Source organism: Streptomyces sp. E11-3 (assembly GCF_046540415.1).
In the GTDB taxonomy this organism is placed as follows: domain Bacteria; phylum Actinomycetota; class Actinomycetes; order Streptomycetales; family Streptomycetaceae; genus Streptomyces.
Window position 1 is genome coordinate 891907 of record NZ_JAZGRL010000002.1, and the last position, 14344, is coordinate 906250.

Consider the following 14344-nt stretch of genomic DNA (forward strand, 5'->3'; position numbering starts at 1 on the left):
ACCAGCGACGGAGGTGCGATGCGATGGCCGGTTTCCGAAGCCTCGCGAGACAGGTGCGGGACCCCCGCAACGACCTGGCGCTGCGGCGGTATTCGCTGCGCAAGTGCCTGGAGCGGTTCGCCCCCTATGGGCACCGGGCGACCTGGGCCCACTTGTGTGCCCGGGCCGGGTTCGGACCCGAGGACCGCTCCCCCGACCCGGCGCGACTGGTGGCCGCGCTCGACGAGCTGGAGGCCGCGCGTGCGGTGTGGCTCGCGTACCAGGAAGAGTTCGCCGAGCGGCGCAGGCAGGAGAAGCACGACGGGTTGCGCAGACCCTCCGACGTGGACTGCTGGCACCGGCGCACCTGGGGCGGCCACGGGGTCGCCTGGTGCGAGGACCCCGGGACGCGTCCCGCCGAACCGCTGGACGAGGTGCTGCGCAGACTGATCGCGGCGCTCGAGCGGGAGCCGGGCACGGTCTGCCCGGTCTGCACGTCCCCGGACATCGTCTGGAAGCAGGATCTGTCGCACGAGCCGTGGTCGGGTCCGCTCTGCACGGGCTGTGGCATCGTCGTGCCGCAGCCCGTTCTCGCGCCCGGGGCCCTGGCGCGGGTCCGCCAGGGGAGGGCGCTTCTGGCGGTGTGAACGAGGCGGGGGTGCGCCGGGCACACCGGGTGTACCGGGTACCGGGTCTTGTACCGCACCCCCGTGCACATGGATCAGGGCGTCAACACGTCCGTGTGGATCGCGAGTTTGAACTGGGCGTGCATCAGCGGAGCCGCGATCTTCGTGTCGCCTCTGCCGCGTGCGGAGATCTTCAGCCCCAGTGGTGTCCCCGGCCTGACGAAGATCTGCCAGACGTACGAGCGGTACTGGCCACCGCCGGTCTCCGTCGAGTCCGTCGTCGCCGTCGAGTCGTAGCCGGTGCTCAGCGAAAGCGGGTCGCGCACGAACCGCCACCGGTACTCGTGCGGCCTTGAGTCGGGCCGCCAGAACATCAGCGCGGACAGCACGCCCCAGCCCTCGTGGCTGGGCCAGATCAGCCCGGAGCGCGGGTCGGGAAACCTTGAGAGCGTGTCGCCGCCGTGGGCCGGGGCGTGCATCTGCCACGGGTCGTAGCTCTCGGCGCTCTCCTCGTACGGGAAGCGCACCAGGTGGTATCCGTCGCTGTCGTACGTGATCTTCTGCGGCCCGAACCGTGTGGCGTCCCACAACAGCGAGCAGACGGCGACTGCCATCGGTCCCTCCTCCTACCTACTTCGGTAGGGAAGCAGTTCTCCGGCTTGTTCGCCAGGGTCGGTCACCAGGTACTTCGTGTGGTGACTCGCCGGTCTAGCTCCGGCGGTCCGACAAGAGCCGCGAGCCCGACTGCTTCTCGCCGAAGACATCGTCCGGGTTGGAGAGCACACAGGTCTCCAACGACAGACAGCCGCAGCCGATGCAGTCCGTCAGATGGTCGCGCAGGCGGCCGAGTTGCTTGATGCGCTCGTCCAGTTCCGAGCGCCAGGTCTCCGAGAGGCGCGCCCAGTCGTCGCGGTTCGGGGTGCGCTCCTCGGGGAGTTCGGCGAGCGCGTCCCGGATCGTGGCCAGCGGGATGCCGACGCGCTGCGCCGCGCGGACGAACGCGACGCGGCGCAGCGCGTCCCGGCCATAGCGGCGCTGGTTGCCCGTGGTGCGGCGACTGCTGATGAGCCCCTTGGACTCGTAGAAGTGCAGGGCGGACACGGCGGCACCGCTGCGCGCGGACAGCTGGCCGACGGTGAGTTCGTGGATCTTCTCTGGAATCTGCGGCACTCCATCGAGCCTACTGGTGCGTTGACAGGGGCACGAGGTCCCCGCATGCTGAGCAAGCGCTTAGAAACGTAGACCCTGGAGGCATGGGACATGGCGGAGCCAAGGATCTTCACGTCGGCGGACGAGCTCGAGGCGGCGGTGGGCGAGCGGCTGGGTACCAGCGACTGGCTGGAGATCGACCAGAAGCGGGTCGATTTGTTCGCCGAGGCCACGGGCGACCACCAGTGGATTCACGTGGACCCCGAGAAGGCCGCCCAGGGGCCCTTCGGTACGACCATCGCGCATGGCTATCTGACGCTGTCGCTGCTGCCCACGCTGGTGCCGCAGATCGTGCGGGTCGAGGGCGTCAGGATGGGCCTCAACTACGGCACCAACAAGGTCCGCTTCCCCTCGCCCGTGCCGGTCGGCTCACGGCTGCGCGCCACGGGCGTCATCAAGGAGGTCGCCCGGACCTCCGACGGCGGGGTGCAGCTGACCACGGCGGTCACCGTTGAGCGCGAGGGCGGCGAGAAGCCCGCCTGTGTCGCGGAGTCGGTGTCCCGCTTCTACTTCTGACGCGCTTCGGTACTACTTCTGTCCGGCTCCGACCATACGGAGCACGAGGTCGGCGTAGAGCGCGCCGACCTCGTCGGGCGTCCGGCGCCCCGCCACGTTGAACCAGCGCGCCACGTCGATACAGAGCGACAGTACGGCCAGCGTGGTGCCGGAGACGTCCGGCACGTCGAACTCCCCCGCCTCGACACCGTCGACCAGGATGCGCCGTACCGCCGCGTCGCACCTGCGCCGCAGCTGGAGGATCTCGGCGCGATGCTCGGTGGCGAGCGCGTCGAGCTCGTACTGCACCACGCGGGCCGTCATGTGGTGCCCGGCATGCCAGATCACGAAGGTGCGTACGGCTTCCACGAGCCGCTCGGCCGCGGTGCCCGTACCGTCGGCGGCCGACTCCAGGATGCGCAGCGCCTTGCCGTGGCCGATCGCGCTGATCCGGTGGAGCAGCTCTTCCTTGGTCTTGTAGTGGATGTAGAGCGCGGCCGGACTCATCCCCGCGCGGCCCGCGATGTCCCGGGTGGTGGTCGCGTGATAGCCGCGCTCGGCGAAGGCCTCGACCGCCGCGACGAGCAGCCGCCTGGCCGCGTCCGGCGTGACCTCGTCCCACGCCGCACCTTCCGTGCGCTCCACCGTGCTCATCGCCACTGACCCCTTCCACCGTGCTGCTGGCAGGAGAGAACCATACCCTGACGGTGAGCAAGCGCTTAGGGGGTCTTGAACGGGTCGTGTTCGGCCAGGATCTTGTCCAGCCTGGCCTGATCCACCCTGCTTACGATCTGCCCGACCTCCTGCCGGTCCCTGATCACCTTGGCGAGAGTGAAGGAGGACGTGACGAGATAGAGCAGGGCGATGCCCAGGAAGGCACGTACCCAGACGTCGACGTCCATATAGAGGACCGCGGCGGTCACCGCTCCCAGCGAGATCATGAAGGAGGCGACGGCCATGCCGTAGTACGCGTTGGTGTCCTGCTGCTTGATGGGTGCGTCTGTCATGGCGTCAGGATCGGGGGCGCGGGGCGCCCGGGGTATCCGCCCTCGTACTCAGGCACGTACTCAGAAGGCCGAAACCCCGGTCAGGGCACGGCCGATGACCAGCTTCTGGATCTGGCTGGTGCCCTCGTAGAGGGTCATCACGCGCGCGTCGCGTAGGAGTTTGCCCACCGGGTACTCGTCGATGTAGCCGTAGCCGCCAAAGACCTGAAGGGCGTTGTTGGCGGCCCGTACCGCGGCCTCCGACGCGAAGAGCTTCGCCTGGGAGGACTGGGTGGCGAAGGGCTGCCCGCGGTCGATCAGGTCGGCGACCCGCCAGGTGAGCAGCCGGGCGGCGTCCACATCCACCGCGATGTCGCTGATCAGCTCCTGGACGAGCTGGTGCCGGGCGATGGGCTTGCCGAACTGCTCGCGCTCGGTCGCGTATGTGACTGCCGCGTCCAGGGCTGCCTGGGCGATGCCGACACAGCCCGCGGCGACCGACATCCGGCCCTTGGCGAGCGCCGACATGGCCACCGAGAAGCCCTTGCCCTCCGGGCCCAGCATCGCGCTCGCGGGCACCCGGATGTCCTCCAGCACCAGCTCGGCGGTGGCCTGGCCGCGCAGGCCGAGCTTGCCGTGCACGGTGCGGCGGCTGAGTCCGGGCGTGTCGGTCGGGATCAGGAAGGCGGAGATGCCCTGGTGTCCTGGCGTGTTGTTGGTGCGCGCGAAGAGCAGCACGACGTCGGCCCAGGTGCCGTTGGTGATGAACATCTTGGTGCCGTTGAGGACGTAGCCACCGCCTCCGTCGGGCACGGCCCTGGTGGTGAGGTTGCCCGCGTCCGACCCTGTGCCCGGTTCGGTGAGGCCGAAGCATCCGATGGACGCGCCCGAGGTGAGGCCGGGCAGCCACTGACTCCGCTGCTCCTCGTCGCCCCAGGCCGCGATCGTCTTGGCGACCAGCCCGAGCGAGACCGAGACGATGCCGCGCACCGAGGAGTCGCCGCGGCCCAGCTCCTCGGTCACCAGGCAGTACGTGAGATGGTCGCCGCCGCTGCCGCCGTACTCCTCGTCGATGGTCAGCCCGAGGAACCCGACCTCGCCGAGTTTCCTCACGATCGACCGGTCCACGCTCTCGGCCCGGTCCCACTCGACGACGTGCGGGGCGATCTCGCGCGCGACGAAGTCCCGCGCGAGCTGCCGGACCGCGGTCTGCTCCTCGGTCAATTCCAGGTTCATCTGCGGCGCTCCTCGTCGCTCGGGCGTGCGCACGTCCACCAGGCTTTAATTAGCACCGCTAGTTTAGCGGTGGCAGGGCCTACTATGAGCCGCATGGCCCGACCGCGCAAGCCCCTCCTCAGCAGAGAACGCATCGTCGTCGCGGCGTGCGCACTGGTCGACGCGGAGGGCCTGGCCGCCGTCTCCACGCGGCGCCTGGCCGCCGAACTCGGGGTCAGCGGGCCGTCGCTCTACAACCACTTCCGTACGAAGGACGAGATCCTGGAGGCGGTCGCGGACTCGGTCAGCGCCCAGGTCGACCTGTCGATGTTCGAGGACGGGCGGCCTTGGCGCACCGCGCTGCACGACTGGGCGCTCTCCTACCGGGCGGCGCTGACCGAGCACCCCAACATCGTGCCCGTGCTCGCGCAGGGGCCCGGCCGCCGGCCCAGCGGGCTGCGGCTCGCGGACGCGGTGTACGGGGCGATGACGGCCGCGGGCTGGCCGGCCGCGCAGGCCACCTCGATCGGCGCGCTGATGCGGTACTTCATCATGGGCTCGGCGCTCGGCTCGTTCGCGGGCGGCTTCGTGGACGACGCGGCCGCGTACGACCCCGCGGACTATCCGCACCTCGGGCAGGCGCATCTGCTGGCGGAGCGTCAGGACACGATCGACGAGCGGGCCTTCGAGACGGGGCTGCGGGCGCTGCTCGACGGGCTTGAGCAGCAGTACCTGGCGCTTGAGGGCTGAGCCGCGGCGTGGGGTCGCCGATATTTCGGTGGGCGCCGAACTGTTGCGCGCCTAGGGTTCCCCGCATGTCCGACACGCCACTGTCCGAAACGCCGCGCACCGCCAACTCCTCGCACATAGCCGACCCTTCGCGTCCTGCCGACGCTTCGCCTCCTACCGACTCGCCTCGCCCTGGCGACTCGCCTCGCCCTGTCGACTCGCCGCCTCCCGCGGACGCGTCGTCGCCCGCCCGCCGGACCGAGCTGCTCGCGCTGGCCGCCGCGGGGGTCACCGTCGTCCTGTGGGCCTCCGCCTTCGTATCCATCCGCAGCGCGGGCGAGGTGTACTCGCCGGGCGCGCTGGCGCTGGGCCGACTGCTCGCCGGGGCGCTCGCCCTCGGGTGCGTACTGCTGCTTCGGCGCGAAGGACTTCCGCCGCGTGCCGCCTGGCCGGGCATCGCCGTCTCGGGGCTGCTGTGGTTCGGGGTGTACATGGTGGTGCTCAACTGGGGTGAGCAGAAGGTCGACGCGGGCACGGCCGCACTGGTCGTCAACGTAGGCCCGCTGGTGATGGCGCTGTTGGCGGGCTGGCTGCTGAAGGAGGGGCTACCGCCCCGGCTGCTGGCCGGAATGGCCGTCTCCTTCGCGGGCGCGGCGGTGGTCGGCCTGTCCATGTCGGGTGAGGGCGACGCGTCGGTGCTCGGCGTCCTGCTCTGCCTGCTGGCCGCGGTGTCGTACGCGGGTGGTGTGGTCGCCCAGAAGCCCGCGCTGCGGCACGCTTCGCCGCTCCAGGTGACCACGTTCGGCTGCCTGATCGGCGCGGTCGCCTGTCTGCCCTTCGCGGGCGCCTTGATGTCCGAGGCCGCGAGTGCCCCGCTGTCCGCGACGCTCAACATGGTGTACCTCGGGGTGTTCCCGACCGCCCTGGCGTTCACCACGTGGGCGTACGCGCTGGCTCGTACGACGGCGGGCCGGATGGGCGCGACGACGTACGCGGTACCGGCGCTGGTGGTGCTGATGTCGTGGCTGGCCCTGGACGAGGTGCCGGGGTGGTTCACGCTGGGCGGCGGGGCGATCTGCCTCGCGGGGCGGCGGGGCGATCTGCCTCGCGGGGGTGGCGGTGTCGCGGTCGCGGGGGCGTACGGACGCGTCGCGGGCCGGTACGGACGCATCGCGGGCCGGTACGGACGTGTCGCCCAGCCGTACGGACTAGAAGATCACCAGCGCTCGTCCGCCCTTGCCCGCGGACATGTTCTCGAACGCGGTGGGGATGCCGTCCAGGCCGATCCGGTCGGTCACCAGCGCGCCGAGGTCGAGGCGGCCGGCCCGGATGTGGTCCGCGAGTACCGGCAGGTCCACCGCCGGGTCGGAGTTGCCGTACACGCAGCCGGTCAGGGTGCGGCCCCAGTGGAAGAGCTCCAGGGCATTGAAGGTGACCTGCTGGTCCTTGCCGCCGATGCCCACGACCGTCGTACGGCCGCCGCGCCGGGTGGACTCCCAGGCGGTACGGATGGTGACGGCACGCCCGACGCACTCGACCGCGACGTCCGCGCCCTGGCCGCCCGTGAGCTTCCTGACCTCCTTTGCGGTGGTGTCGGACGCGACGAGGTAGTCGGTGGCGCCCGCCCCTCGGGCCAACTGCTCCTTCTCCGGCGAGACATCGACGGCGACGATCGTCCGGGCACCCGCGATCCGCGCGGCCTGGAGGGTGGCCAGGCCTACTCCGCCGACGCCGAAGACCACGACCGACTCGCCCGCGCGGACCCGGGCCGAGTGGTGCACCGCGCCGTAGCCGGTCAGGACGGCGCAGCCGAGCAGGGCGGCGTCGGTGAGCGGGACGCCGTCCGGGACCGGGAGTACGCAGTTCGCCGCGACGACGGTCTCCTCGGCGAAGGCGGCGACGTTCAGGCCGGGGTGCAGGTCCGTGCCGTCGGCTCCGCGCGCGTACACCGCCGCGGCCCCGGCGAGCGCGCCCGCGCACAGCCACACTTCGCCGATCCGGCAGTGGTGGCAGCTGCCGCAGGAGGGCGCCCAGTTGAGGACGACCTCGTCGCCGGGGGCGACATGGGTGACGTCGGCGCCCGTCTCCAGGACTGTGCCCGCGCCCTCGTGGCCGAGTACGCAGGGGGTCGGCACCCGCATGGTGCCGTTGGACAGCGACAGGTCGGAGTGGCAGACCCCGGCCGCGGCCAGGCGGACCCGCACCTGGCCGGGCCCGGGTTCCGGCAGTTCGATCTCGGCGATCTCCAGCGGGGAGCCGACGGCGGGCAGGATGGCGGCGCGGACCACGTTGGGGTACTCCCGGATCTTCGGACGACACGGACTGTGGGGTGAACGGACTGTGGGCAAACGGACTGTGGGCGAACGGACTGTGGGATGAGGCGGGTGGGTCAGAACTGGAGGGACTTGGTCTGGAGGTACTCCCCCAGGCCGTGCGGGCCGAGCTCACGCCCGACGCCGGACTGCTTGTACCCGCCGAAGGGGGCGAGCGGGTTGAAGCGGCCGCCGTTGATGTCGACCTGGCCGGTGTCCATGCGGCGCGCGAAGGCGACGGCCTCCGCCTTGTCGCCCGCCCAGACGGCGCCCGCGAGGCCGTACACGGTGCCGTTGGCGATCCGCAGCGCGTCGTCCTCGTCCTCGTACTTCAGCAGGGCCAGTACGGGTCCGAAGATCTCCTCCTGGGCGATCGTCATCTCCGGGGTGACATCGGCGAAGACGGTCGGGCGGACGAAACAGCCCTGCTCGCGCGGGGCTTCGGGGCCGCCCGCGACCAGCCTGGCGCCCTCGGCCACGCCCTGTTCGATATAGCCACGCACGCGTGCCTGCTGCTTGGCGTTGACGACGGGGCCGATGCGGTCGCCGTACTTGCCGGCTGCCGTGGCAGCCAGCTGGACCGCCTCGTCGTACTGGTCGGCGTGCACCAGCATCCGCGTCCAGGCGCTGCAGGTCTGCCCGGAGTTGGACATCACGTTGGCCACGCCGACGTTCACCGCCTTGGCGAGGTCGGCGCTCGGCAGGATGACGTTCGCCGACTTCCCGCCGAGCTCCAGGGCGACCGGCTTGACCGCGGCGCCGGCGATGGCGCCGATCCGCCTGCCGACCGCGGTGGAGCCGGTGAAGGAGACCAGGTCGACGCCGTCGTGCTCGGCGAGGGCCTGGCCGGCGACCGGGCCGAGGCCGGTGACCAGGTTGAACACCCCTGCGGGCAGCCCCGCTTCGTGCACGGCCTCGGCGAAGAGCTGCGCGACGAGCGGGGTGTCCTCGGCGGGCTTGAGGACGACCGTGCACCCGGCGGCGAGTGCGGGTGCCACCTTGGCAACGATCTGGTGCAGCGGGTAGTTCCACGGGGTGATCGCGCCGACCACCCCCACCGGTTCGAGCAGCACGGTGGAGTTGCCGATCTTCCCCTCGAAGGAGTACGAGGCGGCCAGTTCGGCGTACGAACCGGCCACCGCGATCGGCACGCCCGCGTGCACCAGCTGCGAGAACTCCAGCGGTGCGCCGAGTTCGGCGGTGACGGTCTCGGCGATCTCGTCCTTGCGCGCGACCAGGACGTCGCGCAGGGCGCCGAGCCGCGCGGCGCGTTCCGCGGGCGGGGTCGCGGCCCAGGCCGGGAAGGCGGCGCGGGCGGCGCGCACCGCGGCGTCCACATCCGCTGCCGTGCCCGCGGGGACATGCGCGATCACCTGGTCGTCGGCCGGATTCACGACGGTGATCGTGTCCTTGCCTGCGGCCGGCTGCCATGCGCCGTCGATGTACATGCCGTCGTGGGCCTTCATCGCGTTCCTCCCGGGGCCTGCCGTACGGACCCCTAAACTAGCGTTGTTAGTTTTCTGGCGCCAGGGGGTCCCCGGCCGACAGCTGGACAGGGATGCCGTTCAGTACGGCGGTGCCCGACAGCGGGTCGAGTCGGGTGCCGTCGAGGAGCTGGTTGGTGTTGACGCCCGGGGACGCCTCGGCGACGGACAGCCGGGTCCCTGGCCGGTCGTGGCCCCAGCCGTGCGGCAGGCTCACCACGCCGGTCCGTACCGTGTCGGTGATCTCCACCGGTGCCTCGACCTCTCCTCCGTCGCCCTTGACGCGGACCGGCGCGCCCTCCGTGAGGCCGAGTCTGGCGGCGTCCTCGGGGTGGATGTGCAGGGTGCAGCGGTTGGAGCCCCGGTTGAGGCTGGGGACATTGTGCAGCCAGCTGTTGTTGGAGCGCAGATGGCGGCGGCCGACGAGGAGGAAGCCCGTGGGGCGGGCGGTCAGCGCGCCGCGCAGCCGCGGCAGGTCGGCGGCGATGGGCGCGGGCAGCAGCTCGATACGGCCGCTGCGGGTCTTGAGCCGCTGCGGGACGCGGGGCTGCAGCGGTCCGAGGTCGATGCCGTGTGGATGGGCGAGGACCTTGCTCAGGGTGAGGCCGTCAGGGTCCGTACCGAATCCGTCGCCGTAGGGGCCCAGGCGCAGCATCATGTCGAGTCGGCGCTCGGGTCCGCTCTCGCCGGTCAGCTGAGCGGCGAGCTCCTTGGGGTCGCGTCCGTGCACGCGTGCGTGGGGGTCGGCGGTGGCCTTGGCGAGGGAGCTCTCGATGACCATGGTGTCGACGGCGTCCGAGGGCGCCCCGTGCATGCCGGTCGCCGCCAGGATCAGCCGCGCGTGGATCTCGCACTCGTCGAGCGCGCCCTCCCGAAGGGGTACGGCGGCGCGGCTGTAGCGGACCTGGTTGCGCACCGCGAAGGTGTTGAAGGCGAAGTCGAAGTGCGCGCTCTGCGCGGGGGGCGGCGGGGGCAGCACCACACGCGCGTGGCGCGAGGTCTCGTTCAGATAGGGGTCCACGCTGACCATGAAGTCCAGGCCGGCCAGGGCCTGGTCGAGGCGGTTGCCGTCGGGCGCGGAGAGCACCGGGTTACCGGCGATCGCGATCAGCGCGCGAATCCGGCCTTCGCCCGGGGTGTCGATCTCCTCGGCGAGCGCTGCCGCCGGCAGTTCGCCCTTGGCCTCCGGGTGGCCGCTGACCCTGCTGTACCAGCGGCCGAGCGCGAAGCCCTTGCCGGGGCCCGCGGGGCGCGGAGCGCGGTCGGTGGCGGAGAGCGGGAAGAGGGCGCCGCCGGGGCGGTCGAGGTTGCCGGTGAGGGTGTTCAGCACATCGACGAGCCAGCTGGCCAGGGTGCCGAACTCGACGGTGCTGCTGCCGATCCGGCCGTAGACGGCCGCGGTGGGTGCCGCGGCGAGCTCCCGGGCCAGCGTACGGATGACGTCGGCCGGTACGTCGCAGGCCTCGCTGACCGCTTCGGGGGCGAAGTCTCGTACCGCGTCCCGGACTTCGGCCACTCCTTCGACGTGTGGTTCCAGTGCGCCCAGGTCGGTGAGGCCTTCCGCGAAGAGCACGTGTGCCAGGGACGCGAGCAGCAGGGCGTCCGCGCCGGGGCGGATCGCGATGTGCCGGTCGGCGAGCCGTGCGGTGCGGGTGCGGCGCGGGTCGACGACGGTGAGGGTGCCGCCGCGCTTCTTCAGGTCCTTGAGCTTTCCGGGGAAGTCCGGTGCGGTACAGAGGCTGCCGTTGGACTCCAGGGGGTTGGCGCCGAGCAGCAGCAGGTGGTCGGTGTGGTCCAGGTCGGGCACCGGGATGGCGAGTGCGTCGCCGAACAGGAGCCCACTGGAGACATGCTTGGGCATCTGGTCGAGGGTGCTGGCGGTGAACAGGCTCCGGGTCCTGAGGCCGGACAGCAGCACGGGCGGATAGAGCGCCCCCGCCATGGTGTGCACGTTCGGGTTGCCGAGCATCACGCCGACGGCGTTCGGTCCGTACTCCTCGATCAGCGGGCGCAGGCCATCGGCGACGGCGTCGAACGCCTCCTCCCAGCTCGCCTCTTCGAGCTCGCCGCCCGGGCTCCTGCGCACCAGCGGCTTCGTCAGGCGGTCGGGGTCGGCGTCGAGCTCGCCGAACGAGGCGCCTTTGGGGCAGATGAAGCCGTGGCTGAAGACGTCGTCCTGGTCGCCGCGCGCGCCGGTCACCTTGGTGCCCTCGATGGTGAGGGTCAGTCCGCAGGTGGCTTCGCAGAGCGGGCAGATACGCAGGGCGGTGCGGGATGGGGTGCGGGATGCGGCGTGGGGTGTGTCGTGCGTGGACAACGGACCCTCCCGGGGCGGCGGCGGTGGCGGTGGCGGTGGCGCGGGGGCAGCATCGAGCATACCGACCGGTAGGCACGTCGGGGAGCCCTCGCCGCGAGTCAGTCGAATGTACGGGCGAGGTACGCGTGGAGAAGGGTGCGGACCTCGGCGATGAGGTCGGGGTCGCCACCGGGATCGACGCGGAAGGCGCGCTGCAGTACGGCGTCCGCCGCCTCGACGCCGACCAGCACCGTGCGCCTGGCCCGGTCGTCGAGCGGTCGGTCGATGTGGGTGGCGAGCAGCGCGGCGAGCCGGTCGGCGACGAGGTGGTTGGCGTCACCGGACTGCGCGGGGACGCCGAAGTCGACGAGGGTGAAGCCGGGGACGGTGCGCTTCATCGCCACGTACTCCTCGAGCGCCGCGTCGATGGCGGCCCGCCAGTCCCCTCGCGCGAGGTCCGCGATACGGGTGGTGATGCGCTGGGCGTAGAGGTCCAGGTTGCGGTGGGCGAGGGCGTCGGCCATGGCGCGCTTGTTGCCGAAGAACCGGTAGACCGAACCGATGGGGACGTGCGCCCGGTCCGCCACGGCCCGGGTGGTGAGGCCGTCGTAGCCGACCTCGTCGAGCAGGGCCGCGCAGGCGTCGAGTATCCGGGTCAGTCGCTCCGCGCTGCGCTGCTGCACGGGCTCGCGGCGGAGCGGGCCTGGACGGGGCGGGGTCGCGTGCGGCGTGTCCGGGTGCGGGGTGTCCGGGTGCGGCGTGTCGGAGTGCGGCTGGGTCAGGGGCACGGGCTCCATCATGCCGTCGCTGCCTTTCAGGTGCGGGTGAATCCGTTCCGCCCGGTGCGGGGTCAGGCGATCAGCAGCCCAAGGCCACCGAGGGTGTACGTGATCATGAGGGCCAGCAGCGGAAGCTGGCCCGCGACCGCTCGCGCGGGCGGGAAAAGGCGGACGGAGCGGTCGTGCGCGGCGATGACCCCGAGGACGTGGCCGGTGACGATCGCGACGACCTGGAGGGTGGCGAGGCCGCCGGGGCCCAGTGGTGGCTGGGGTGCGAGTGGATTGTCAGTGCCGGATGCCACGATGACTGTGCGTGGTCCTTCCGTGACGAGGAGTGTGAAGTAGTGGGCGGCGAGATAGCCGAGTGCGATCGGGACGAGTGAGTGCGCGAAGGAGGTGAGGGGGTGCGGCAGTTGGCCCGAGATCGCGCGGGTTGCGCCCGCGCACAGGCAGTACAGCCCGGCGACCAGCGCGACGGCGCCGAGCAGTCCGAGGGTTGCCGTGGCGGTGCGGCCCAGCGATGAGGTCTGCAGGGCGTTGATCCAGGAGGGGGAGTCGGAGAAACCGTCGTAGGCGGTGGAGCCGAGCATGACGCAGACGGTGGCGACCAGGCCGGGGACGGGCTCGGTGGCGTCGAGGCCGTGGAGCGGGTTGCGCAGGACGAGGCGTCCGTCCCTGCGGCGGCCGAGTGGGGAGAGCCGGGCCAGCAGTGTGGAGTACGCCTCGAAGGCGTCGCCCCGCGCGAACCACCGGTCGCCGTGGCGGGCGGCCGCGGCGAGCTGGACGGCGGTGTAGGCGGCGAGGAAGGTCAGGAGGGTGGTGGTCGATGCGGGCTCGGGAGCGGCGAGTTCGAGCCAGGTGAAGGCGAGCAGGCCGATGGCGGCGGGCCACAGGCCCAGGCGTGCGGGCAGCGGGCGGCGACCGGCGGCGGGGGCGCGGCCCAGGGCACGGCAGGCGAGGGCGTGCACGGCGCGCAGCGGGTTGAGCAGCCGCCATACAGGGCCGAGCAGCAGGGACGCGGGGACCAGGCCGACCCAGAACAGCACATAGACCGCGCCGGGGGCCGGGTTGCGACCGGTGTCGTCCGGGCCGAAGAGGAGGTGCAGCACGACGAACAGGGCGGCGGCAAGGCCGAGTCCGCGCAGGGCGACGCGGGTGGCGCGGGCGTCGGCGAGGCGCTGGAGCGGGGCGGGCAGCGGCAGGCCCGCGCGGTCGCCGCGGAGGCGGGACGTGGACCAGAGCAGACCGAGCGCGAGGAAGGAGACGAAGAGCGCGGCGAAGGCACCGGCGTAGGCGTAGAAGGGAGAGATCGGCAGGTCGTGCTGGGACCCGACACCGTGGGCGAGCCACCGCGCGGACTGGACGGTGGGGTGCGTCGATTCCGTCACCGGACGGCGAGTTGGGTGAGGACGAGCTTCGAGGCGTGGGTCTCGACCTCGAACAGGCCGGTGCGGTCGGCGGTGAAGGTGAGGGTGGCGGTGTCCCCCGCGCGCAGGGGCGTCTCCTTGTCATAGCCGTGGACGTGCAGGGTGTCTGCGCGGTCGCTGGTGACCTTCAGGCGGACCCGTTGGCCCTTCTTGAGGTCGACCCGGCCCGGTGCGGGGTTGACCTTGCCGTCGGCGACGGTGATCTCGACGGTCCGGTCGGCCTCGTCTCCCTCGGGGTGGTCGTGGTCGCTGCCCGAGGTTCCCGAGGTGCCCGAGTCGGTGAGTTTCGCGGTGGACTCGATCGGCTTGCCGTCCACCGCCCACGGGGTGTGGTCGTCGGCGTACAGGCGGACGGTGAGTTCGTGGGTGCCCTTGGCGACCAGTCGGCCGGGCAGGTGGTGCCAGGCGGCGTAGAGCCGGGCGACCTTGCGGCCGTCGAGGTAGAGGTGGGCGTGGCCCGTGCCGTGCAGGGCCGCACCGCCGACGCTGTCGGGGGTGAACCGGAAGTTCCGTACGGAGAGGTGCAGGTTCCAGCCGTCCTGGGTGTCGGGGCGCACGGTGAGCGCGACCTCGGGCGCGCCTTCCTTGGCGACCTGCCGGTAGCGGTGGCCGCTCTGGTCCCGGGTGTCGAGCAGCTCGCCGACCGGGCCCTCGGCCTCTTCGTGGCTCGTGCCGGGCTTGTGGTGGGTGGTGGGGCGGCCACCGCACCCGGCGGCGGCGCCGATGAGGAGTACGACGACGAGCGGAAGCGCGACCCGACGGGCGAAACGGCCCATCGGGGAGCGGCCCCCAGGGGCTCGACCCCCG

Annotated in this window: 14 protein-coding genes and 1 pseudogene; 4 read left to right on the forward strand and 11 right to left on the reverse strand. The window is 71.7% G+C overall.

The window, feature by feature from the left end; translation table 11 throughout:
- The first annotated feature begins 23 nt into the window (after positions 1-23).
- Positions 24-626: a hypothetical protein gene (locus tag U9R90_RS22865; RefSeq protein WP_411058528.1), complete on the forward strand. Its 603-nt coding sequence runs from the start codon at positions 24-26 to the stop codon at positions 624-626.
- Between the two features lie 74 nt (positions 627-700).
- On the opposite strand, the gene U9R90_RS22870 is transcribed toward U9R90_RS22865, so the two are convergent.
- Positions 701-1219 (reverse strand): hypothetical protein, encoded by a 519-nt coding sequence (locus tag U9R90_RS22870; protein WP_411058529.1) that lies wholly within the window; start codon positions 1217-1219, stop codon positions 701-703.
- Positions 1220-1313: 94 nt separating this feature from the next.
- Entirely contained in the window at positions 1314-1775 is a 462-nt protein-coding gene (soxR, locus tag U9R90_RS22875; protein WP_411058530.1) for a redox-sensitive transcriptional activator SoxR, read from the reverse strand.
- A 90-nt stretch (positions 1776-1865) separates the two neighbouring features.
- Between soxR and U9R90_RS22880 the strand changes: the two genes are divergently transcribed.
- A complete protein-coding gene (locus U9R90_RS22880; RefSeq protein ID WP_411058531.1) occupies positions 1866-2330 on the forward strand; it encodes a MaoC family dehydratase in 465 nt (154 codons plus the stop codon).
- Positions 2331-2342: 12 nt separating this feature from the next.
- Here U9R90_RS22880 and U9R90_RS22885 read toward each other — a convergent pair whose 3' ends face one another.
- From U9R90_RS22885 to U9R90_RS22895, 3 genes are all read right to left on the reverse strand, one after another.
- Complete coding sequence (locus U9R90_RS22885; RefSeq protein ID WP_411058532.1) at positions 2343-2963, reverse strand: TetR/AcrR family transcriptional regulator; 621 nt, start codon at positions 2961-2963, stop codon at positions 2343-2345.
- 65 nt (positions 2964-3028) lie between these two features.
- The gene (locus tag U9R90_RS22890) at positions 3029-3316 is read right to left on the reverse strand and encodes a YiaA/YiaB family inner membrane protein (RefSeq protein ID WP_411058534.1); all 288 of its coding nucleotides are present in this window, start codon (positions 3314-3316) and stop codon (positions 3029-3031) included.
- 60 nt (positions 3317-3376) lie between these two features.
- Positions 3377-4531, reverse strand: coding sequence for an acyl-CoA dehydrogenase family protein (locus tag U9R90_RS22895; RefSeq protein WP_411058535.1), 1155 nt, complete (start codon positions 4529-4531; stop codon positions 3377-3379).
- 93 nt (positions 4532-4624) lie between these two features.
- Between U9R90_RS22895 and U9R90_RS22900 the strand changes: the two genes are divergently transcribed.
- Together U9R90_RS22900 and U9R90_RS22905 are read left to right on the forward strand one after the other, a co-directional pair.
- Entirely contained in the window at positions 4625-5260 is a 636-nt protein-coding gene (locus U9R90_RS22900) for a TetR/AcrR family transcriptional regulator (RefSeq protein WP_411058536.1), read from the forward strand.
- A 251-nt stretch (positions 5261-5511) separates the two neighbouring features.
- Positions 5512-6451: pseudogene (locus U9R90_RS22905) on the forward strand (DMT family transporter).
- Here U9R90_RS22905 and U9R90_RS22910 read toward each other — a convergent pair.
- From U9R90_RS22910 to U9R90_RS22935, 6 genes are all read right to left on the reverse strand, one after another.
- The gene (locus U9R90_RS22910) at positions 6448-7527 is read right to left on the reverse strand and encodes a Zn-dependent alcohol dehydrogenase (protein WP_411058537.1); all 1080 of its coding nucleotides are present in this window, start codon (positions 7525-7527) and stop codon (positions 6448-6450) included. The pseudogene U9R90_RS22905 and the gene U9R90_RS22910 sit on opposite strands and share 4 nt — an antisense overlap.
- Positions 7528-7628: 101 nt before the next feature.
- The gene (locus tag U9R90_RS22915) at positions 7629-9017 is read right to left on the reverse strand and encodes an aldehyde dehydrogenase family protein (RefSeq protein WP_411058538.1); all 1389 of its coding nucleotides are present in this window, start codon (positions 9015-9017) and stop codon (positions 7629-7631) included.
- 46 nt (positions 9018-9063) lie between these two features.
- Positions 9064-11412, reverse strand: a complete 2349-nt coding sequence (locus U9R90_RS22920; protein ID WP_411058539.1) for a molybdopterin oxidoreductase family protein — start codon at positions 11410-11412, stop codon at positions 9064-9066.
- A 38-nt stretch (positions 11413-11450) separates the two neighbouring features.
- Positions 11451-12014, reverse strand: a complete 564-nt coding sequence (locus U9R90_RS22925; RefSeq protein WP_411059775.1) for a TetR family transcriptional regulator — start codon at positions 12012-12014, stop codon at positions 11451-11453.
- A 167-nt stretch (positions 12015-12181) separates the two neighbouring features.
- Positions 12182-13498: a hypothetical protein gene (locus U9R90_RS22930; RefSeq protein ID WP_411058540.1), complete on the reverse strand. Its 1317-nt coding sequence runs from the start codon at positions 13496-13498 to the stop codon at positions 12182-12184.
- Complete coding sequence (locus U9R90_RS22935) at positions 13495-14313, reverse strand: cupredoxin domain-containing protein (protein ID WP_411058541.1); 819 nt, start codon at positions 14311-14313, stop codon at positions 13495-13497. The genes U9R90_RS22930 and U9R90_RS22935 overlap by 4 nt, the downstream gene beginning before the upstream one ends.
- Positions 14314-14344 lie beyond the last annotated feature (31 nt).